General features: G+C 69.7%; 16 protein-coding genes and 2 pseudogenes. 12 read left to right on the forward strand and 6 right to left on the reverse strand.

Going from position 1 to position 21,242, the window contains the following annotated elements; genetic code table 11:
• Positions 1 to 159: 159 nt before the first annotated feature.
• Positions 160 to 1,923, reverse strand: coding sequence for a right-handed parallel beta-helix repeat-containing protein (locus ACFV0T_RS25195; RefSeq protein ID WP_385783239.1), 1,764 nt, complete (start codon positions 1,921 to 1,923; stop codon positions 160 to 162).
• A gap of 465 nt (positions 1,924 to 2,388) precedes the next feature.
• Entirely contained in the window at positions 2,389 to 3,387 is a 999-nt protein-coding gene (locus tag ACFV0T_RS25200; RefSeq protein WP_385783243.1) for a LacI family DNA-binding transcriptional regulator, read from the reverse strand.
• 571 nt (positions 3,388 to 3,958) lie between these two features.
• On the opposite strand from ACFV0T_RS25200, the gene ACFV0T_RS25205 reads away from it, so the two are divergent.
• The 7 genes and pseudogenes from ACFV0T_RS25205 to ACFV0T_RS25235 form a co-directional block, all read left to right on the forward strand.
• Positions 3,959 to 5,941, forward strand: coding sequence for a hypothetical protein (locus ACFV0T_RS25205; protein ID WP_385783245.1), 1,983 nt, complete (start codon positions 3,959 to 3,961; stop codon positions 5,939 to 5,941).
• Positions 5,942 to 6,370: 429 nt separating this feature from the next.
• Complete coding sequence (locus tag ACFV0T_RS25210; RefSeq protein WP_385783248.1) at positions 6,371 to 7,981, forward strand: alkaline phosphatase D family protein; 1,611 nt, start codon at positions 6,371 to 6,373, stop codon at positions 7,979 to 7,981.
• Between the two features lie 469 nt (positions 7,982 to 8,450).
• Positions 8,451 to 9,119, forward strand: coding sequence for an HAD family hydrolase (locus tag ACFV0T_RS25215; protein WP_385783251.1), 669 nt, complete (start codon positions 8,451 to 8,453; stop codon positions 9,117 to 9,119).
• A 132-nt stretch (positions 9,120 to 9,251) separates the two neighbouring features.
• On the forward strand, positions 9,252 to 10,415 hold the full coding sequence (locus ACFV0T_RS25220; protein WP_385783286.1) for a 4-hydroxybenzoate 3-monooxygenase: 1,164 nt from the start codon (positions 9,252 to 9,254) through the stop codon (positions 10,413 to 10,415).
• Between the two features lie 30 nt (positions 10,416 to 10,445).
• Entirely contained in the window at positions 10,446 to 10,748 is a 303-nt protein-coding gene (locus tag ACFV0T_RS25225; RefSeq protein WP_385783255.1) for a methyltransferase, read from the forward strand.
• Positions 10,749 to 11,169: 421 nt separating this feature from the next.
• On the forward strand, positions 11,170 to 11,766 hold the full coding sequence (gene thpR / locus ACFV0T_RS25230) for an RNA 2',3'-cyclic phosphodiesterase (RefSeq protein ID WP_385783258.1): 597 nt from the start codon (positions 11,170 to 11,172) through the stop codon (positions 11,764 to 11,766).
• A gap of 40 nt (positions 11,767 to 11,806) precedes the next feature.
• A pseudogene (locus ACFV0T_RS25235) lies at positions 11,807 to 12,219 on the forward strand (phosphotransferase); the annotation flags it as partial.
• Between the two features lie 178 nt (positions 12,220 to 12,397).
• Here ACFV0T_RS25235 and ACFV0T_RS25240 read toward each other — a convergent pair.
• The gene (locus tag ACFV0T_RS25240) at positions 12,398 to 13,420 is read right to left on the reverse strand and encodes an ArsR/SmtB family transcription factor (protein WP_385783261.1); all 1,023 of its coding nucleotides are present in this window, start codon (positions 13,418 to 13,420) and stop codon (positions 12,398 to 12,400) included.
• Positions 13,421 to 13,541: 121 nt separating this feature from the next.
• On the opposite strand from ACFV0T_RS25240, the gene ACFV0T_RS25245 reads away from it, so the two are divergent.
• From ACFV0T_RS25245 to ACFV0T_RS25255, 3 genes are all read left to right on the forward strand, one after another.
• Complete coding sequence (locus tag ACFV0T_RS25245; RefSeq protein WP_385783264.1) at positions 13,542 to 14,060, forward strand: DUF2690 domain-containing protein; 519 nt, start codon at positions 13,542 to 13,544, stop codon at positions 14,058 to 14,060.
• Between the two features lie 561 nt (positions 14,061 to 14,621).
• Positions 14,622 to 15,266 carry a dihydrofolate reductase family protein gene (locus ACFV0T_RS25250; protein WP_385783267.1) on the forward strand — a complete coding sequence of 215 codons (645 nt, stop codon included), beginning with the start codon at positions 14,622 to 14,624 and terminating at the stop codon, positions 15,264 to 15,266.
• A 923-nt stretch (positions 15,267 to 16,189) separates the two neighbouring features.
• Positions 16,190 to 16,687 (forward strand): Ohr family peroxiredoxin, encoded by a 498-nt coding sequence (locus ACFV0T_RS25255; RefSeq protein ID WP_385783270.1) that lies wholly within the window; start codon positions 16,190 to 16,192, stop codon positions 16,685 to 16,687.
• Positions 16,688 to 17,433: 746 nt separating this feature from the next.
• Here ACFV0T_RS25255 and ACFV0T_RS25260 read toward each other — a convergent pair.
• On the reverse strand, positions 17,434 to 17,703 hold the full coding sequence (locus tag ACFV0T_RS25260) for a WhiB family transcriptional regulator (RefSeq protein ID WP_385783288.1): 270 nt from the start codon (positions 17,701 to 17,703) through the stop codon (positions 17,434 to 17,436).
• Positions 17,704 to 18,330: 627 nt separating this feature from the next.
• Between ACFV0T_RS25260 and ACFV0T_RS25265 the strand changes: the two genes are divergently transcribed.
• Positions 18,331 to 19,251, forward strand: a complete 921-nt coding sequence (locus tag ACFV0T_RS25265; protein ID WP_385783272.1) for a sigma-70 family RNA polymerase sigma factor — start codon at positions 18,331 to 18,333, stop codon at positions 19,249 to 19,251.
• A gap of 24 nt (positions 19,252 to 19,275) precedes the next feature.
• On the opposite strand, the gene ACFV0T_RS25270 is transcribed toward ACFV0T_RS25265, so the two are convergent.
• Both ACFV0T_RS25270 and ACFV0T_RS25275 read right to left on the reverse strand, forming a co-directional pair.
• Positions 19,276 to 20,145 (reverse strand): RNA polymerase subunit sigma, encoded by an 870-nt coding sequence (locus ACFV0T_RS25270; protein WP_385783275.1) that lies wholly within the window; start codon positions 20,143 to 20,145, stop codon positions 19,276 to 19,278.
• Between the two features lie 373 nt (positions 20,146 to 20,518).
• Positions 20,519 to 20,803, reverse strand: a pseudogene (locus ACFV0T_RS25275) (NAD(P)/FAD-dependent oxidoreductase); the annotation flags it as partial.
• Between the two features lie 231 nt (positions 20,804 to 21,034).
• On the opposite strand from ACFV0T_RS25275, the gene ACFV0T_RS25280 reads away from it, so the two are divergent.
• Positions 21,035 to 21,242: transposase (locus tag ACFV0T_RS25280; RefSeq protein ID WP_385783278.1), on the forward strand; the 208-nt coding region annotated here is incomplete at its 3' end.

Raw genomic sequence — 21,242 nt, forward strand, 5'->3', positions numbered from 1 at the left:
TCACGCCCGTCGAACAGGCTTCAGGCAACCCGATCCGGTCCACGACTTCGACCCGGGCGAAGCCGGGCTTGCGCCGGGCGAGCCCCTCCGTGCGGTGAACGCAGGCGCGGTGGGACGGCGGCGCCCGAGACTTCTTCAGGTCGCGCGGGCGCCGTCGAGTCAGTCCGTGACCACGGAGGTGTTCAGGCCCTTGTCGTAGTGATTGCGCGTGATCCGGATGTCTGAACTGCCGTGGAAGACGAACAGCGGGGAGGTGTACGGCGGGTGATCCGCTCCGTCCAGCCGCCGGACGGTGTTTCCGGTAAAAGCGAACCCGCCGACGCTTTTCGCGTTGACGACGGTGACGTCACCGATGTCGAACGAGTTGTGCTCGACCGAGATGTTGTGATGCACCGGGGCCGCCGGGTCGATGACCTGATTGGTCGGCTCCACGAAGATGACCGGTCCGCTGGGCCGCGTGAAGGAGTTCCCTCGGATCGTGAGGTCGGCGACCGGCCCGGACTCGTACCACTGGTAGGCGTCGGCGGAGACGTAGATGCTGGCCATGGACATCCCGTCGAACCGGTTGCCGGTGATCAGGACGGGTTTGCGGGTGGTGACCAGCACACCGCGGGTCGGCACGTTGCGGAACACGTTGTGGGATATGACGACCGCCGGGGTGGCCGTGACGTTCTCGACGACCGTGCCGCCGATCTCGACCCCGGCAGTAACCGGACGGTCGAAGGTGACGGTCATCGTGGTCAGCGGCTTCGTATGGTCCATCCCGCTCGGCCCGTCGACCGCGGTGACCACCGCGTGCGCGTCCCCCAGCGGGGTCATCGTGCGCTTGGTGGCGAACTCGACCTCGTCACCCCGGGCGAATTGCGGAAATCCGGCGGTCTGCGGGTGTTCGTAGGCGAGGGTGAGGGTGGACGGCCCGGGTTTCCCGACGACCTCGAGATAGGTGCCGTGGATGTTGATCGGGTCGTCGTGCGGCCCGTCGAAGACATTCCCGGTGATCGAGACTTTCCCTTTGACGCCGGACATCTGCACGAAGTCCGCGAACGAGGCTGTCGACCGGCCGGATGCCGGATCGGGGGCGAAGTTCACTTTGTCGATGGAGATGTTCTCGCTGAACTGCCCCACCACACCGAAGGACTGCAGGTAGTAGGCGTTCATCGAGCGCATCGTGACGTTCTTGGATTCCCAGATGAAAGCGCCCGGTTCCGTTCGTTCGATGAGGCGCATCTGGTACACGAGCCCGGCGTCCGCCGGCCGTGCCGCAGTGGTGTAGTCGATCCGGATCCGGCGGCCGCCGAGGTCGGTGACCGCGGCGACGTCGTTGAACATCGGGTTGTCGCCGCGCCAGGACCGTTGCCCTTTGGGGTCGTGGATCTGTGTGTACTGCAGTCCGTCGACACCCGACCAGTACGGCTGCCCGGTGGCCGGACTGGTCTCGCCGAGCCAGGTGATGTGCGTGCCGCTTACCCGGTACGGGCTGCCGGCAGGGATCGACAGGACACGGTAGGCGTGCCCGTCGGCGACACCGGTGTCGGCGACGGTCGCGTCGATGACCTCGGGGGCCGCGTAGTCGAAGGAGAAGTTCGTGAAGGTCACATCGGTCGAACGGATTGACGCGAACGCCGTCTGAAGGCCGTGGTAGACGAGTCTGGCCCCGCCGCCGTCGATGGTGACGTCGTGCATGTCTTCCACGAGCAGCCCGATCTTCTTGTCCCGGTAACGCTGGTCGGCGCCGACGGTGTTGGACACGTACAGCTCACGCGTCTCGGCCCGTTCGGGGAAGAGCTGGTAGGTGCCCTTGGAGAAGACAACCCGGACCGGCCGATCGTCGCTCTTGGCGTGCCGCAGCGCCGCGGCGACAGCGGGCGTCGAGTCCGTCCGGCCCGTGGGGTCGGCGCCGTAGGCGTCCACTGCGACCACCACCGGTGTCACCCTCGACGCCGCGACGGCAGGACTGCTGACACCTCCGAGCAACGCGAGTGCCACCCCAAGAAGCGCGAACCTGGACATAGCCCCTCCGAAGTATCCGCCGACCACGAAACATCCAATGAATATGCGGTGTTGCCTCTACTTTCCCGGCATGATCTCCGTGCAGAGTCTCTATAGATCCGACCTCTAGGTCAATGGTGTGGACGAGCAATTGCAACTGATACCGAGGGCCGACAGCTCTCCAACTTCGTTTTCGGCTGGAGCAGTTCAGTGCGCATGGGCCGGAGACACCGTCGACGGCCGCGACGGAAGGCGCAAACACGGCGCTCCGCACTCGTTGACATCGCTGCGCCCGATACCACGTCGGAGTGGGCGATCAGCCTCACCGGCGACACCCTCGTCCGGCGTCGCGGGTACTCCGCGACACCGAGGCCGGTGCCCGGGAGGTCTCCCGCCGCCTCACTCCGTCCTCGGTGCCGCCGTGCTCGCGCGGATCACCAGTTCAGGGTCGAAGAGGAGTTCACCGACGGGGACGTCACGATTGCCGACCAGGGCGAGAATGCTGCGGGCCACCTCCGAGGCCAGGCGGTCGGCCGGCTGGCGGACCGTGGTGAGCGGGGGATCGACGAAGTCCATGATCATGGCGCCGTCGTAGCCGACGACCGACACGTCGCCCGGGACGTCGTATCCCTGGCGGCGCGCGCCCCGGATCGCACCCAGGGCCATGTAGTCGCTGGCGGCGACGATGGCCGTGGCGCCGCGGCCGAGGAGTGAGATCGCTGCGGACTGGCCGCCCTCGACGGTGTAGGACTGCCGGACCACCCACTGCTCCGGGTCCTCGACACCGCGTCTGGCGAGCGAGGAGACGAAGCCGCTGACGCGGCGGTCGGCCGGGCGGTTGCCGACCGGGCCCGATGCCATGCCGATGCGGCGGTGACCGAGCCGGTGAAGGTGGTCGACGGCGAGTTCGGCCGCCAGCAGGTCGTCGGTGGAGAAGACCGGCGCCTCTTCTCCGCCCTCGAACTGGCCGTTGACCCCGACGAACGGGATCCTGCGGGAGCGCAGGAGTTCGTACGCCTCCGGGTCCGCGCCCTCGATCGTGTTGCTGGCCGAGAGGAAGACGACGGCGGCGACGCCCCGGTCGGCGAGGGAGGTCACGAAGTCCAGCTCCTGCACTCCGCCGGGGAAGCACGGGCACAGGACCGTCTTCAGGCCGTGTGGGGCGAGGGTGGACTCGATCCGTTCGCAGACGTCGGCGAAGAACGGGTTGGAGACGAACTCGGTGATGACCGCGATGAGCTGACCTCGCGTCTGCCGCTCGTAGCCCAGGTCGGCCATCGCCTGCTCGACCGCCTCGCGGGTCTTGCGCGACACGCCTTGGCGCCGGTTGATGACGCGACTGACCGTGGCCTCGCTCACCTGCGCCCGGTCCGCTACCTCGGTGATGCCGACCTTCATGCGGTTCCTCCCGTCACCCGTAGTGCGACCAGCCCCGAGCGAGGTACGGACACGATGTGCAGCCCCGGTCCCGGCGACCGTTCGCAGTCGTCGATGATACGTCCACGCCCGTCACGGACGATCATGCGAAACGGGCGCTGCCCGCCGGTCACCTCGATCACAAGACGGTCCGACGCCGTGCAGTTGCCCGGGGTGATGTCGTCGTACGCGGTGGTGCAGACCACGAACGGCAAAGCGGAGTTGCACATGATGACGGCCTGTAGGCACCGGGCCGCTCCAGGCCGACCAACATCTGGCGGTGGCTGGTTCAGGGGCGGGGCGTCCATGGCTGCTCCGGAGGTCCGGCGGGTGCGCGGCTTTTGTGGCGCCACTGGAAGCTAACAAGCGACTTTTCATACTTGCAAGGCATGCCTGAAAACTTTCTGCCTGACCATCTGCTCTGCGCGGCAGTCAGGTTGCACATCTTGCACGTTCCTTGCGCATGGCCATTGAATCTCCTCTTCAGCCCCTGTTAGCTTTCCGCCACCACTCGGCCGCTCCGCCCCGCCGTCACCGAAGACCGGGAGACCCGATGAAGCCCTCAAGGCTCATGCTGCTCACCGCTGTTGCCCTGCTCGCGCCGATGGCCCCCGCGCTGTCGGCCACGGCGGCGCCGGGAGACGGCGTGGCTCCCGCGTCGGACACCCGCCCTCAACTCACGCTCGGCGACCCGGGCTTCGAGAACGGCGGCACGGGCTGGACCTTCGGCGCAGGCACCGGGGTCGGCACCGGCAACTCTCACGGCGGTGCCCGCTTCCTCTACCTCGACGCCGGCGCCGGCAAGAGCGCCGAGCTGACCCTCGTCGCGCCCCGGAACGGCAGCTACGACTTCTCCGCGTGGGTCGGAAGCGCCGGCACCGGCGGCACGTACACGGTCCGGCGCAACGGCGAGACCGTCGGCACGGTCGCCCTGCCGCAGCGCGCCACGTACGCCCGGTACACCGTCAGCCGCGTCGAGTTGAAGGCCGGTGACCGGCTGGAGATCTCCTTCGGCTCCGGCAGCGGCTGGGTCAACGCCGACGACCTGATGGTCTCCCCCGCCGCGCCCGCCGACCCCAAGGTCACCTCGTCCGACCCCGAGGTCGTCGAGATGTTCGGCTGGGCCAAGAAGAAGGCCAACAGCTGGGTGCAGCTGCCTGGCACGACGGGCCCGATCAACGTCGACGAGTACCAGACCGGCGGCACCGGCACCGCGCCGTACGCGGCCGGCTACTGGGCCGGATACGCCAACCGCAGCGCCTACTACTCCCGCGACACGACCCACCAGCTCGCCGGCGCCCACATCCTCGGCCTCGACGCCGAGAACAAGACGATGCTCCGCTCGTACGCGTCGTCGGCCACCGCCGCACACAAGTACTTCCCGGTGTGGTCCGTCAACTTCGACGCCAAGACCTACCTGAGCATCGACTACAAGAGCCCGGACGACTTCGTGCGCGAGGTGCCGGCCGTCTTCGAACTCGTCGAGAAGGCAGGCCAGGCGTACCTCTGGACCGGCGACCGGAGCTACGTGGACGACCCGACGCTGTGGGACTTCTACCGGCACTCCACCGAGGAGTTCATCGACCTGCACAACACCGCCAAGCCCAACGGCAAGGTCAAGGTCGCCGAGGGCACGGGCAACGGCATCTTCGCCGGCGCCGCCAGCTACAACGAGCAGGACGGCGACGGTCTCGCCGAGGCCGGGGACGGCATCGCCGCGCAGTACCAGGCGTATCTGGCGATGGCCACGCTCGCGCGCGGCAAGGGCGACACGACGCTGGCCAGGACATACGACCGGCGTGCCGCCGATCTCAAGGCGTACTTCAACGACGACTGGAGCGGCGGCGGAAACGGAGCCGACTTGGTCCGCGCGTACACCACGTCAGGCACCCCGGTCACCGGCTGGGGCAAGGAGAACAGCGTGTTCATGCCGATGAAGCAGATCATCGGTCCCGGCCCGCGCAACGACGCCTATCTCGACTACATCGAGGCGCAGGAGCTGGGTCCGGAGGGGTCGACCAACATCGAGTCGACGACGTACCTGCCCGACATGTTCTTCAAGAACAACCGCAACGACACCGCCTGGACGTGGATGAAGAAGATCTACGGCCAGCGGGAAGTGCAGCACGTCAACTCCAGTCAGGGCCCCAACGGCGACTACCCCGAGGTGTCGTTCACTCTGGTCAGCCAGACCGTCGAGGGCCTGATGGGTATCGCACCGGACGCGGCGAACCAGAGGGTGACCACGCAGTCGCGGCTGCCGTCCGGCATGAAGTGGCTCCAGGCGGCGGACGTACCCATCGGCAGGAGCACGATCACCGTGCGGCACGACGGCGCGACGAAGACCAGGCTGACGAACAACGCGCGCAGCGGCGCCTACCGCTGGGAGGCCCGCTTCCCCGGGGTCCACAAGAAGATCAAGGTCAACGGGGTCCCGCAGCGCGTGCGCACCAAGACGGTCGACGGCGTGACGTACACGTACGCGACGCCGACGGTGCGGGCGGGGGCGACGGCGGTGGTGCAGGTGGCCGACTGACGCGACGGCTGCTTCCTGGCCCGCGCGTCGTCGTTCGCACCCCCGCCGATGCGCCTGGCACCCGGTCGCCCACCAGCGGGGTCTGCCGGTCCTGATACCTACGCCGGACAGCGACATCAGGAGCTTCGACAGAGGGCGGCCTCCGGCGTCCGCCGTCGGTCCAGGACGGCGGCGAGCCGGCGGGGTAGATCCGGGTGAGCGGGACGCGTAGCCGGTCGGCGACACGGGCGGCCTCACCCGCGAGGTCGCCGTCGAAGCGCGGGATCTGCGGCCCGTGCGTGCGCGTCGCCCAGGTGAACTCGACACCTGCGCAGTTGCGCGAGTTCGCGTGATCGCCATCCCATGATCCACTTTCCGCCGGGACATGGACACACCCTCACCTCACGATCCATCCGACCGTCAACTCCCTTTACGGACTGGGTGGAACTCATGGACCTCAGTAGACGCCGCCTGCTCGGCAGGGCCGGCGCAGGCGCGGCCGCCCTCGGATTGTTCAGCGCGGGCTTCAGCTCGGCCGGCGCCTGGGCGGCGCCTCGTTTCCCGGACGACCCCTTCCGGCTCGGTGTGGCATCCGGCGACCCGTCGCCCGACGGCTTCGTGATGTGGACGCGGCTGGCTCCGGACCCGCTGGCCGTGGACAGCAGGGGCGGCATGCCCGAGCGCAAGGTTGCGGTGCAGTGGCAGGTGGCCACCGACGAGCGGTTCCGCCACGTCGTTCGGTCCGGGACCGCGACAGCCGTCCCGGAACTCGCCCACTCCGTCCACCCGGAGGTGCGCGGGCTGCGGCCCGGCACGGAGTACTTCTACCGGTTCCGGGCCGCGGGCGCGCTCAGCCCCGCGGGCCGCGCCCGGACCGCACCCTCCCGGTTCGGCCGAGGCGGCGACCGGCTTTCGCTGGCGTTCGTTTCCTGCCAGTGCTGGTACGAGGGCTACTACACGGCGTACCGCCACATCGCCGACCGCGACCACGACCTGGTCGTACACCTCGGGGACTACCTGTACGAGAACGGCGTGGGCGCTACCGCCGGCGTCCGTGCCATGCCCGAACTCGACGACCAGTACCGGCGCGAGACCTACACCCTCGCCGAGTACCGCAACCGGTACGCGCTCACCAAGCTCGACAATGACCTCCAGGCGGCCCACGCCTCCACCGCCTGGGCGTTGACCTGGGACGATCACGAGGTCGAGAACAACTGGGCCGGCGATGTGGCCCAGATCGACACCGACGGCTTCCCGGACGCCGATCCGGTGGCCTTCCGCGCCCGCAAGGCCGCCGCCATGCAGGCGTACTACGAGCACCTGCCCCTGCGGCTGCCGCAGAAGCCGAACGGCGCGAAGGCCCGCATGTTCCGCCGGATGTCCTTCGGGCGCCTCATGGACCTGCACATGCTCGATTCCCGCTCCTACCGCGACGACCAGGTCGGCGGCGACGGCACCAAGGCCGGCTTCGACGCCGAACGCCGCGCCCCGGGGCGCCAGATGCTGGGCGCCGAGCAGGAGGCATGGCTGCTCGACGGCTGCGCCCGCTCCGACGCCACGTGGAACGTGCTGGGCAACCAGACGCTGATCGCCCAGGTAGACCAAGACCCGAACCCGGCGGTCCTCTCCTCGGGACTCGACATGTGGGACGGCTACGTCGATGCCCGCACGCGCCTGCTGAACGGCCTGTACCAGCGGAACGTGCGCAATACGGTCGTCCTCACCGGCGACATCCACCGCAGTGTCGTCGCCGACCTGAAGCTCGACTTCGACAACCCGTCGTCGGAGGTCGTCGCGACCGAGTTCGCCGGTACCTCCGTCACCTCCGGCAAGGACGGCGCCGCGATGGACCAAGTCGGCGTCAACTGGCTCACCGAGGGCGTCAACCCGCACTTGAAGTGGCACAACGCGCAGCGCGGCTACACCACGCTGCACCTGTCCCACCACGAACTGCGGGCCGAGTACCACGTCACGGACTTCGTCACGAAGCCCGGCTCGCCCGTCTCCACCGCCGGCACCTTCGTCGTCTCCCCGCGTCGCCCCGGAGCCCAACAGACCTGAGCCGCCACTCATGTCGCGGTGCACCGCCCGTCCCGGTGCGCCTCGCGTGCCGGGGTGGGGCGACTACGCACCGGACACGCCGCCGTACGTAGTTCCCCGGCTGCCGGGCCCCGCAGTGGTTCAGGGCCCCGCAAGCCAGGGGCGGCGTGCCGGGCGAAGCGGTCGGACGCCGGGCGGAGGTGTGGGCGTCGTCGATGCGAAGGCGACGACGCCCCCTCACCACGACACGGCGTGGGCGACGCCCTGGTAGGCGGGGCGAGTTCCACGATGGAGGGCTTCCTCGCCGGCCACGCCGGCCCGGGCGGTGTCGATGAGGACCGAGTGAGGCCGCATCAGCCGCAGCACCGGTCAGGCCGTCGGTCCGCTCGGCGGCCGGCACATGGACCGACACCACGTCGCAGCCGGACAGCGGCTCGGCTCAGGACCGTCCCGCACATGGTCGGCAGGGCCTGCCTGGCATGATCACAGCGTGAGCAGTGAACTCGTGCAGTCCAGCCCCGGGAAGTGCGTCCTCTTCGATGTCGACGGAACGTTGATCGACGCCGTGGGCAACCAGCGCCGGGTCTGGGCGACATGGGCGGGGCGATACGGACTGGACGTGGCTGAGGTCTACCGGGTGGCGCTGCGGACACGGCCGATGGAGACCTTCGCGAAGGTGGCTCCGGACCAGGATCCGAGGAGGTGCCTGGCGGCGCTGCACGAGCTGGAGGACGAGGACGTCCGCTCCGGCGAATACACGGCCTTCGACGGTGCGTCGGATCTGCTGGGCTCTCTGCCGTCGGGGGCGTGGGCGCTCGTGACCTCCAATTATGAGCACCGGGTGCGCGGACGATTCGCTCGGACCGGCCTGCCGGTCCCACGCGTCGTCGTGGACGCTGCCGCAGTGAAGGAAGGCAAACCCTCGCCCGTGCCCTACCTGCTGGCCGCCGAGCAGCTCGGGACCCGGCCCGAGGAGTGCCTGGTCATCGAGGACGCCCCGTCCGGAGTCGCGGCAGGACTGCGGGCCGGCATGACGGTGTGGGGCGTCAACACCCCGGCCGCGGTGGCCGGCGTGCACCGTCACTTCGCGAGCCTGCGTGAAGCGGTCCCCGACATCCTCGCCTTCGCCCAGCCGAAGGGGACAGCCGGCCTGTCCTGAGCGGTGATCAATTTGCCGCGAGAACCGCACATTCAGGTGATTTCGGTGCGACCGCAGATTTTGGGCTACTTAGTATCTGATCCTGTGACAGACGGCAAGAGTCGGCTGCGACCGGCCGACAACACGACCGGTGTGGTCGTCCTCGGAGCCGGGCCGGCCGGGCTCGTGCTCGGCAACATCCTCCTGGACCGGGGGATCGACTGCGTCGTCCTGGAGCGGGCCGAGCGCACCCATGTGCAGACGCGGGCACGTGCCGGGTTCCTGGCCGCCAGCACCGTGCGGACCCTGCAACGACACGGTCTCGCCGACGGGCTGCACCGGCACGGGCAGCTCCACAGCACCCGCGAGTTCCGTACCGAGGACGGCCGGTTCCGGCTGGACTACAGCGGGCTCGGGCAGGGAGAGCGGCACACCGTCTACCCGCAACAGAACCTGGTGACCGACCTGTTGACGCGGTTCCTGGAACGCGGCGGACAGATCCGGTTCGGCACCGAGGCCGTGGCCGTGCGCGACGCCGACAGCGAGCGGCCCGCGGTGGCCGTGCGCGAGACCGACGGTCGGCCCGGCCTGTGGCGGGCGCGGTACGTGGCCGGCTGCGACGGGCGTCACGGCGCGGCCCGGCGTTCCCTGCCGGCCGGCACGGTCCGCCACCACCGCGACCACGGCGTGACCTGGCTCGGTCTGCTCGCCGAGGCGCCGCCCAGCCTGGACGCCGTCGGGTACGCGGTGCACGAGCGCGGGTTCGCCGGGCACATGGCCCGTACCAGCGAGGTCACCCGTTACTACCTGCAGTGCGAGCGCGGCACCCCGGCCGGCGCCTGGTCCGAGGAGCAAATCTGGGACGAGCTGGAACTGCGGATGCGGGCGCGGGAGTACGGCCCGCTGCACCGCGGGCGCGTCGTGCAGCGTTCCGTCGTCGACCTGGAGTCCGACGTGCTCGAACCGCTGCGCCACGGCGCGCTGTTCCTCGTGGGCGACGCCGCCGGCCTGATCAGCCCGTCCGCCGCGAAGGGCGCCAATCTCGCGGTCCTCGAAGCGGCGTTCCTGGCCCGCGCCCTGATCGAAGACCTCACTGTCGGGAACTCCGAAGGCCTCGACACCTATTCGGCGCGGTGTCTGACGCACATCTGGCGCGCGCAGGAGTTCTCGCACTGGATGATCGGGCTGCTGCACGGCCCGTCCGGCGCGGACGGCGAGTCGCTGTTCCACAACTCCCTGCGCCGCTCGCGCCTCACCTCGCTGCGCACCTCGCGCAGCCAGCAGGACTGGTTCGCCGAGCACTACGTCGGCGTATAGATCGTCCACCCCCGGGCGGGCTTCACACCCGTGTCCGTCCCTACGCACCCATCCGAGATCCTGCGCCACTGCGCCCGCGCGATGCCCGACACCGCCGATCTGCTCGTCGTCGAACGCGTCCTGCCCGCCGACGGCTCGGCCTCACTGGCCACGGCCTGGAACCTGCACATGATGTGCAACGTCGGTGGCCGCGAACGGCGCGCCGACCACTACGCCCGGCTGTTCGCCGACGCGGGCCTCACCCTGGTGGGTCAGGCACCGCTCCCCCTGGACGGCAGCGTGCTGCACGTCCGCAGGACCGGGCCGGCGAACACCGGATGCAGGCCTTACTAGTACTCCGCCGGACTTCTGCATCTTTTTCCTGGTCAACGGCTTGGGTGTGAGGGGTGCAGCGGGGTGCAGCGGGGTGCGGTTGGATGCGGGACGGCCTTGGCGGGCCGTCCCCCGAAGGCGTGGCCGCGTCGCACGCCGTGAGCTCGGTCAGAGTGGTCACCGAGCGGCCGGCGGCCCATCAGCTCCATGAGGTCGTGCCGTGCACGGGGAACGCCGCACCGAACCCCACGTCCCCCTCCCCGTCCCCCTTTGCCTGCGGCCTCAGCCGCAGGCGGCGGCCCGAGAAGCGCCGATCATGATCGTGCGTACGAGCTCTCAGGGCTGGGGCCGCCTCGATTCCCACACTCCACGACCGCGGGCGCCTCTCCCGCAGTATCCGGGGTCGTCGCACCCGCTGCCCGGGTGCGGTAAGAAGTCCGGTGTGAACGATCAGACAAAACCCGCCACCGTTCGCGTGTTCATCGCCCTCGCCCCGCCCGACCACGCGAAGGAAGAACTGGCCCGCGAGCTGCGCCCTGCCTACGGCACGCACCCTCACATGCGGTGGAACCGCATAGAAGACTGGCACATCACCCTGGCGTTCCTCGGAGAGCTACCGGCCGAGACAGCTTCGCTCCTGCGAGCGCCCCTCGCCGACCTCGCAGCCCACCACCCAGCACTCCGGCTGGCACTACGCGGCAGCGGAATCTTCGACGACCGGGTGCTGTGGAGCGGCGTCGACGGGGACCTCGACGAGCTGCACATGCTCGCCGCCGATGTGCGTACCACCGTCAAGAGCTGCGGGATCGCCTTCGAGGACCGACCCCTGCGCCCCCATCTGACGCTGGCCCGCGCCCGCCGAGGAGATCGGTCCTCGGCGGAAGAGATAGCCCAAGGGTTCGCCGGATTCACCGGCGTCCGCTGGCCCGCCGAACGTCTGCACCTGGTCGGCAGCAACGTCGGCCGTAGCCGCGGACCGATCCACTACCGCGACATCGAGTCGTGGGTCCTCGGCAGCGCCCACACCACCGGCTCTTGAACGAACCGACTTGGCCAAGTGCCATCGATGGTCAAGTGAGATCGTGGACAGCTTCAATATCGACAACGGTTTGGTGCGCTCCCTGGTACGAGAACAGCGTCCGGACCTTGCGGGGTTGGGCCTGCGCCCCGAGGTGGCCGGCGGTTGGGACAACCTACTGTGCGCCTCGGAGAAGAGCCGGCTGTGCGGATGCCGCGCACGGAGCGCGCGCCATCCCTCCTGCGCAAAGAGCACCGGTGGCTGCCGACCCTGGCCCCGCGCCTTCCGCTGCCCGTCCCGACCCCCCTGCGGATCGGTGAACCGTCCGCCCGCTTCCCGCGGCCATGGACCATCGCGACCTGGGTTCCCGGCGAACCAGCGGACCGCGCCCCCATCAGCCACGACCACGCGGCCGACACCTCGGCGGGTTTCCTCAAGGCGCTCCATCCCTCCCCGGTGGCAAGCCGGCGTGGGGACCCGCAGGCCGGGCCGCGCTCGAACACGTTCTGACTTCAGCTCAGGAGATGATCGGGTAACGGGTGAAGACGAACGGCCGAGCCCATGGCCGCGCTCGTCGACGCGCATTCGGTGCGTGCCGACGCGACGGTGCCGGCTGGTGCCGCCGCCGGCGTCCGTGGGATGCGGCGCTCGGTCAGGGGGCAAGCGCGGGTGGGCCCGGAGCAGGCCGGGGGCCACGTCCCGCCTCACGCAGCAGCGCCGCCCCCAGGGGGGTGAGCGTGTGCAGCACGTGGGCGGCCACGCGCTCGCTCGCGATGAGCCCCGCGTCGCGCAGGGCGCGGGTGTGGAAGCTGACGGTGGTCGGTGACACCCCGGCCGCCCTGGCGGCCTCGGTCGAGGTCACGCCGTGGGCGGAGGCGAGCAGAACCGCCGTACGAGTGCGTCCCAGCAGCGCGTCGAGCGCGGGTGGCCCGCCGCCGCGCGCCGGGTCGGGCGGGGCTTTGTGGAGCAGGGGATACACCAGGACCGGGGGGAGGCCCGGGTCCGCCAGGGTCACCGGGCTGTGCCAGATGAAGTAGGACGGGAGGAGGACCAGGCCGCGGCCGTTCAGATGCAGGTCACCGCCCACCATGTGGTGCTCCACCTCCAGCACTGGCGGCCGCCAGTTCATGCGCGGCGCGAGGCTGGAGAGCAGGCCGTCGGTACCGCCGTCGAGGAAGGCGCGGGCCCGTACGGCCCGGTCGGCGTCGATGCGGGCCTGCATCTGCTCCTCGTACGGCTTTATGGCCGTGTCGTGGTACGCCCGCAGGGCGTCGGTCAGCGTCCTGCGCTGCTCCGGCTCGGCGAGGCGCGGCAGCCAGGGGTGGTGGCGACCGGCATCGACGACCAGCGCCACCTCGCGCAGCACCCGGTCCCGGGGCGTCGCCAGGATCGCCTCCAGGCCGGCCGTGAGGCCCTCCTGCGACTCCGGGGGTGTGAGGAAGTCGGGGTAGTACGCCGCGCGCGGGAAGGCGGGCAGCAGCAGGGACCTCACCGTGGGCGCGAGGCCGGACTCAGTCAGCCGGTGGACCGCCGACTGGTACCAGCCGGAGTACGCCCACCTGCCGCGGCGGGTCTGGAAACGGTGCAGACTCGATGCGATCTCCCACAACGGGTCGGGCCGGGACGCCAGGCGCGTCCGGGCCAGGTCGACCTCGGTGAAGTGGATCCGGAGCAACGAATACCTCCCTCGCGGCCTGCGCACTTCGAGCCTGTTCGCAGAGTCTGGGGCCCGCCGGGACCGGCTGACAAGATGGCCGCGTTCGCATCCGCGGATGATGACAGAAGGGGGCAATTCTGTGCAGCGAGTGCGTGTCAAGTCGCTGGTGAGCGCGCTGACCCTGACGGCGGCGACCGGCGTCGCGTGGCTCGGTCTGGCGACACCCGCCCAGGCGGCCACCTGCTCCTGGTATTCCGGGCAGACCGGAACCTCGTCCAACTGCGACAACAAGGACCCCGACGTCCTCGCCGCCTCATGCGGCGACGACGGCCGGACGATCCAGTCCGCGCGTCTTAAGCGCAGTTACGACGGCGTCGCGGACGGTCCGTTGCTCGAGCTGCGCTACAGCCCGAGCTGCCGCACCGTCTGGGCGCGCCTGACCGGCGCCTGGGGCACCGACCATGACCAGGCCGGCTGCACCGTCACCGTCCACCGCAACTCGGATGGCCAGGAGTACTCGCGTAAACCCGCGTTCGGTGCCACGAACGCCACCGTGTGGTCGAACACCGTCTACGACGCGGGCGTGAGCGCGTATGTCAAGGCGAACTGCGACACGGGCCCTGGGTACCAGTACAGCGGGCAGACCGCGAGTTACTGAGAAGCCGCCCCTCAACCGGCGTTGGAACGTGGGGATCGAAACGGGTGCCGGATCGGGGGATGTTCCAGCGCTCCAGGCTCCGTGCTCGCCTCGTCGGGGGTGGTGGGCGTTGGCTCCGGTGGATGCGCGGAGTGAAGCAAAGGCCCAGAAGTGTCCGGCATGGTCGAGCCGGTCGTTCTTCACCCACCGCCGCGTGAGAGCCGGCTCCTCGCCGCAAGCCCTGGGCTTCGGCGAGGAGCCGGGTGGCGGGGACTCCGCCACCGCCCGCACCCCGCCGGTCCTGGCCGACCGGAGCGCCGCAGTCCGTCCCTGAGCAGGCAGGCTCTCACCGCTGGCGTGCGGACGATCGACGAGACGCGCCAAGGACTTGATCAAAGCGGCAACCCTGCTGCCCGAGCCTGCTGCCGGGCGACGCAAGGACCCTGACCGCGGGGGGTGGTGGCCAACGCGCCGGGCGGCGCGGGAGACGACCACGAAGCTGGGCGCCGTCGCAGCGATGAGTCTGCCACCCACCACAGGTCTACCTCCCAACCGAGCCAACCAACTCACCGGGAGCAAGGCATGGGACTCATCCACATCGAGCTGTTCGCAACGCTCGACCTGGTCGGGCAGTCGCCCGGCGGCCCCGAAGAGGATCCGGTGGAGTTCCCGTTCGGCGGCTGGCAGGCGCCCCTGTTCGACCAGGTCGCCGGGGCGCAGGTCGGTGCCGCGTACAAGGACACGGACGCTCTCCTGCTCGGCCGACGGACCTATGACATCTTCGCCGCCTACTGGCCCTACCAGGAGGGCGGCGAGGACAACGAGATCGCCACGCTGTTCAACAGCGTCCCGAAGTACGTGGCCTCCCGCGGCAGGCCCGACCTCTCGTGGGCCGGGTCCACACAGCTCGGCTCGGATCTGGCCGGCGCGGTGCGCGAGATCCGTGAGCGGCACGAGCACGTGAAGGTCGTCGGGAGTCTGAACCTGGTGCAGACCCTCCTGCGCGAGAAGCTCTTCGACCGTCTCGACCTCTGGGTGCACCCGGTCGTGCTCGGCGTCGGGAAAAAGGTGTTCGACGGCGGTGCGGTTCCCACGAACGTCACGCTCCTCGAACCGCCGGTAGCCAGTCCGACGGGCACCGTGTACCTGCGCTACGGGCTCACCGACGGCACGCCCGGGACGGGGGACATGAGCGCACCCGATCGCGGTGCCGGGCGCGACGACTGAATCCGCCCCGCGATCGACCTGACCCGGTCCGCAGGGATGCGCGAGACCCATGAGGTCGCGCGGAAAGGCACATTGGAGGACCCCTGCTGCAAAACGCGCACCGGTCCGCAGCCACCGCGACGAGTGGATACGACCGGGCGCCCAACCTGATCCGGCGGTCCTGGACGACGCACGGCCGGGACGAACGCCCGAACCGCCGACCATGACCACACGCCTGTTGTCTGCGCACGGCTCCTTACCGCAACCCGACGGCCGCGATGACGCCCCTCGCAGCCGTTCAGTCCGGCCAGGTCCACAAGGTGTACGGACGGCCTCTGCACAGCCTCCACCGGCCGCGAGACACGGTTGACCTGAACGTCGAGCCCGTCGCCAGGGCCCGTTCCACACCTACTAGGACATGGTCGTCCCGCCCCGAGCGCCAGCGGGCCGAAGCCCCACCCCGTGGGCCGAAGCCAGCGGCAGGCCGGCGGTGCTCGTCTCGCCTCGTTCGGAGGAAACGCCGTGGCCCCGCTGTCCGTCGACGTCCGCGCGGAGCTGTCGGCCGGATCAGGTGGGGTGATGAACCCGGCAAAGCTGTCGAAGCTGTCGTCCTGCGCCGCGTCGCTGGGCGACCGACCGGCTGTCCGTCTCCGCGCGACCGACAGGCTGCCGGGCGGTCCCGCCCGACGTCACCGCGCAGGCGTCACAGGAACGGTTGCTCGTCGGTCATCCAGTGGTCCACATCCCGGACTTCCACCGAGCGAAGGACAGACGACGTGACGTGCGTGGTGTGGTGCCGCCCGCCCCTGAGGAGCGCCGCTCCGGTCCCCGCGGGCGGACGCCCGCCATGACCGTCACCGTCCTCCGCGCCCCCAGTTCCCCGCGTACGTGCTCCCTGACGTCGTCTGCCGGAGTACGTACCGTGACGACATCGGAGTCATGCCATGACCGAGCGGATCCAGCCGCCCCCGCTGTCGACCGAGAAGGACTTCGACGGGGACTCGTTCTCGCCCATCTACACGACCACCGTGACCGTCAACGGCGGTGTGGCCGCTCACGGGCGGGCTTCCGGAAGGGCACGCTCGTCCGACGGTGTCCTGGACCTTGATCTGCGTATGCCCACCGAGCTGGGTGGTGACGGCCGTGGAACCAATCCCGAGCAGCTGTTCGCGGCCGGTTTCGCGGCGTGCTTCCACGGCGCGCTGAGCCTGGTGGCACGGCAGGAGGCGCTCGACCCGGCCGTCATCTCGGTGGCGGCAACCGTGGCCTTCGGACGGGATCCGGAAGACGGGGGCTATCTGCTGCACGTCGATCTGGTGGTGGACTGGCCCGGTGTCGACCCGAGGGTGGCCACCGCCCTGATGCAGAAGGCCGACTCGCTGTGTCCTTACGCGCGTATGGCCTGGAAGGGCACGCCGACGACCATCACACTCACCTCCTGACCGGCGAGTCTCCTCACCCAGCGGTCGGCACTGCGCGCGGCGGACGTTCCCCCCTGACCGACAGCGACAGCGGCTGGTCAGGACAGGAACCACAGGTCCGCGACGGCGGCCTCCTCCTTGCCGACGGTGCACGCGGAGATCGGCTTGTTGGGGAGGCTTCGCGGGGGCAGGGCGACGACCAGGGGATGATCTCGGTCCGTGGCACGAGGTGCGGGCTGTCCCCGGGAAGGCGGGTCGAAGTCCTCCGCGTTGGTTGACGGGTGTGGCCCAGCGCCGGGGAAGGTCGTCCTCGTGGACGGCGGCCTCGACGGGGCGGAGGGGCTCGCAGGCATGGCCGTCGACGCACTCCGAGGGGTTGATGCGGAAGGTCCGCGCGCCCGCGTAGATGCCGTCCACGGGGCATGCGGCCACACAGGCCCGGTCCATGACGCCGACGCAAGGCTGCGCGAGGACGTACGTCATCCTCTCCTCCTCACCGTCGTGCGAGACATCACGGAGCCGGCTCGTACGTGGCGTCCGGCTCGTCCCCTAAGACCAGGCGGCCCGCTCGGTTGTGACATTCGCGGTCCCATCGGCGGAGCCGGTGAAAACGCCTACGTCCAGCGGTGAAAGTCCTGGCCACCACGATCGCTGTGCGGTGCCGCGCGCGGGCATCGTCGCGTCGCCCCTGGTCGGTGTGTCCCTCACTGTGTCGCGGTGACAGTCCGGCACGTCCTGACCCGTGCGTCGTCAGCGGGAGCCAGGGCTCACGCGGCGTTCTCCGTCGCGTTCCGGGACTCGCGCGACACGCAGCGTCGCATGGCGCGACGTTCCCCTTCCGACGTGCCGCCCCATATGCCCTCGACGGGTTCAGCGCTGAGGGCCAAGGCCAAGCACCGCTCCGTCACGGTGCAGCGACGGCAAACCGCCTTCGCCTCGTCCGTCTGTATCAGCACCAGACCACTGTTGATGGCGCCTATCGGGAAGAAGAGGTCAGGGTCTTCGCGTCGGCAGAGCGCCAGTTCGCGCCAGTCCAGGTCCATGGGACACCTCCTGCGGTGCGGGCCGATTTGGTCTTGGGGGGGCTCATGATGTGCGGAACGGCCCGACGGAGACACATCGCGGTTCGTCGCACATTGAGACCGGACCGGAAGCGTAGATGTGACACACCCCCGGTTTGCCGACCGCCGAGTGCGGCCACGCCTCGGACGCCCGGCTCGCACCTGCCGGCATGCTGCCGCCAGGTGCCCTGATGCCACCTTGTGCCAGGTCGTGCGGTAGCGTGCAGCGACGTTGTGAAGACGCAAGACATAGTGTGAATCAACGTTGGGACTCGGTCCCGCGCACGACCGTTCCCCCTGTGCTGGAATCGTCAGTACGGGTATCGACGGGCCTGGAAAGGACCAAATGTGCCTGCTCTCCCTTCCGAGAGGGTCCCCGCACCCAGAACGAGGCAGACCCCCGGGGGCACGGGAGGCGGAATCACCGCGCAAAAGTGTCACGAAACGGTGCCACCGTCGGTCCTTGGAAGCGGAGACGATCAGAGCAGCCCAGAGGCCGCACCCCCAGTTCGCCGGACCACCTGCCCGGCGGTCGGCGGGGGCGGCCACATGATCGCGTCCCGCGCCAGCATCGACGACCGGCGGAACGGAGACAGCAGGACCATGCATCCAGAGGCGGCCCCCACAGAGCGCGACCTGAACGAGGCCGTATCCGTCTTCGTGAAGATCCGGCCGCGTCTCTTCGGCATCGCCTACCGGGTGCTGGGAAGCACGACGGAGGCGGAGGACGTCGTCCAGGAGGTGTGGCTACGCTGGCAGAAAACCGATCGTTCCGTCGTGGTGAATCCCGTGGCCTTCCTGTCGAGCACCACCACGCGGCTGGCCATCAACGTGGCGCAGTCCGCCCGTGTCCGCCGCGAGACCTACATCGGTCCGTGGCTTCCCGAGCCCGTCGACACCAGTGACGACCCGCAGGTCGGCGCCGAGCGGGCGGAAGCCCTGGAACTCGCCCTCCTCCTGGTGCTGGAGAAGCTGACCCCGACCGAGCGGGCCGCGTACGTCCTGAGGGAAGCCTTCGACTACGCCTATGCCGAGATCGCGGAGATCCTGCGGCTCACCCCCGTCAACATCAGGAAGATCGTGAGCAGGGCACGCAAACACCTGACGGACGACCAGCGGGACAGCGTGGACACGGCCGAGCACCGTCGGCTGCTGAACGCCTTCGTCGCGGCTGCCCAACAGGGGGACATCGCCTCCCTCGAGGCACTGCTCACCCCGGACACGGTCAGCCTGTCCGACGGTGACGGCCTGCGAGGGGTGGCTCGCGTGCCCGTCCTGGGACGTGCCCAGGTGGCGAACCTGTCGACCGGTTACCCGCGGTTCTGGCCGACGGCCGAGGTCAGACCGGTCGAGGCCAACGGGCGAAGCGGGGTCCTGCTGTACCGGGACGGCCGGCCCACCGTCTTCATGACCATCGCGGCCACACGCAAGGGCATCCACCAGGTGTTGTGGGTATTCGATCCGCGCAAGATCGCCGCCTTTGTCGATTCCGGCTCCCGCTACGCGACCGCCCTCGGCACCTGAGGCGACCGGCCCCGAGCGACGGCGTCACGGGAAGGGGCGGTTCCAGGCACGCAGCTTGTCAGGATTGAGAATCACCCAGACCTGTACGACCCGGGAGCCGGCGATGTCCAGAGTGATGACCGCGGCGACCTGGTCGTCGTAGCGGGCGACGAGGCCGGTGCGTCCGTTGACGGAGTGGGTGTGCAAGGTGGTGCGGGGATGCCGGGCGAGCAGGGTCAGCAGGCTGCGGGCGATCTGTTCGCTGCCGTGGACGGGCCGGGTCAGCGCCCGGATCCTGCCCCCGCCGTCGAAGGACGCGGTCGCGTCGGGGGCCAGCAGGGACGTGAGAAGGCCGGCGTCCTCGTCGGCGCACGCCCGTCGTACCGCGTGGGCGATCTCGTCCTGCCGACATGGCGACGTGGGCTCAGCGCGGCAGTCCCTGAGGCTCTGCCGGGCCCGCTCCGCCAGCTCGGCGCACTCCGGCTCGGGCTCTCCGACGATGCCCGCGGCCGCGCGCGGCGCCATCCCGAACACGTCGTTGAGCACGAACGCCGCCCTCTCGGCCGGTGACAGCGAATCCAGTGTCCGCAACAGCACCGCACGGACCTCCCTCTCCAGCCTCGCTCCACGATCGGGCGTGCCCAGTGCTGGGCTCTGTGCGCCCTCGTGCCCGTCCCCGTAGGGCAGCGCCAGCCTCGCCAGGCAGATTCCACCGACGGTGTGTGTCAGCCATGCCCGGGGGGCCACCACTCGCGCCCGCTCCGGATCGGAGAGGCCGTACCACCGCCTGTACGCCTCGTTGATGACTCGCTCGGCCGCGATGCGATCGCCCAGCATCCAGCGGGCGACCTCCAGTAGATGCCGCCGCTCGTCGAGCAACTCGGCGAGCGGCACAGCGTCACCCACTTGATCCATACCGCGTCCCCCTCTCGACCGGGCCTCCGGCGCCACCGCCGCCGCCCCGGCAAACGCACCGGAACGTTCCCCACGGTGTGCGGGAACGCCGCATCCAGCTCTCGGGGAACGGGTCGGTCTCCTCGTGTCCTGCCGGCTTTGTCAGCTAGACCGGACAGGTGAGGAAGTTGTGACACCATCCCCGCGGCACAGAGCCTTCCGGTGGCCCGTCGAAGGACGCTGCCTCAGGGCAACACAGTGTGTTCCGACAGAAGCCATCGGACGCGGAGTGCCCGTTCAGCTCATCCCACCTGTGTCGGCCCGGCAACAGTGCCCGGGCGGCGGGTTACCTCGAGCGGGCACCTGCCGCTCCGTCGCTGTCAGGGCCGGTTCAGAAGCCCTTGATGACCAGGCGCCGGTACTGGAAGATGCCGCGGCCCAGTCCCAGCGTGGCCACCAACCCCAGGCTGTGGTGCGCATAGGCGTTGCCAGGCCGGCCGCGCAGGGCCGCCAGGATGTTCTTCGCCAGACGCTCGCCCTGCCTCACCGCGTGCTGGGCGTTGGGGACCGCGTGCGCACCCGGTCGCCCGGACGCGAGGTCGGGTACCGAGGCATCGTCGCCCGCCGCCCACACGTCCGTCACCACCTGCGTGTCCGTACCGACGCGAAGATCCGGCGGTGTCCTCAGTTCTTCTCGACTTCACACTATGACCGGCCGGTACGACCCGGCGTGACACGGTCGAGGCGGGGCCGTGACGCTGTCGGCCCGTTCTGCGCCCCCGATGGGCCACCGCGCCGGCCGAGACCGGTCTGGGAGTGGCCCGCCAGGACGATCGGGCCGTCGATGCCGGCCAGGACGTCCTTGAGTTAGACACCGTTTCTTATGGCGTGATCGTTCGTTGAGCCGTGCATGACGGATCTGGTTGAGCGGCTGGTGCCCGATGAGTTGTGGGTGCTGTTCCGGCGGGTAGTACCTCCGATAGAAGTGAACCGTCCGCAGGGTGGCGGTCGGCGCCGGGCGGATGACCGTGAATGCCTGGCAGCGATCATCTTCGTGGCGACCTCGGGCTGCACCTGGCGGCAGTTGCCGCCGGTGTTCGGCCCGGCCTGGCCCACCG

This window comes from Streptomyces sp. NPDC059582, assembly GCF_042735715.1.
In the GTDB taxonomy this organism is placed as follows: Bacteria; Actinomycetota; Actinomycetes; order Streptomycetales; family Streptomycetaceae; genus Streptomyces.

Bases quoted from the DNA above. Each gene is read 5' to 3' on its own strand.
- ACFV0T_RS25210 (WP_385783248.1), top strand. From the start codon at position 6,371: ATGGACCTCAGTAGACGCCGCCTGCTCGGCAGGGCCGGCGCAGGCGCG.
- ACFV0T_RS25200 (WP_385783243.1), bottom strand. From the start codon at position 3,387: ATGAAGGTCGGCATCACCGAGGTAGCGGACCGGGCGCAGGTGAGCGAG.
- ACFV0T_RS25265 (WP_385783272.1), top strand. From the start codon at position 18,331: ATGCATCCAGAGGCGGCCCCCACAGAGCGCGACCTGAACGAGGCCGTA.
- ACFV0T_RS25270 (WP_385783275.1), bottom strand. From the start codon at position 20,145: ATGGATCAAGTGGGTGACGCTGTGCCGCTCGCCGAGTTGCTCGACGAG.
- ACFV0T_RS25255 (WP_385783270.1), top strand. From the start codon at position 16,190: ATGACCGAGCGGATCCAGCCGCCCCCGCTGTCGACCGAGAAGGACTTC.
- ACFV0T_RS25205 (WP_385783245.1), top strand. From the start codon at position 3,959: ATGAAGCCCTCAAGGCTCATGCTGCTCACCGCTGTTGCCCTGCTCGCG.
- ACFV0T_RS25250 (WP_385783267.1), top strand. From the start codon at position 14,622: ATGGGACTCATCCACATCGAGCTGTTCGCAACGCTCGACCTGGTCGGG.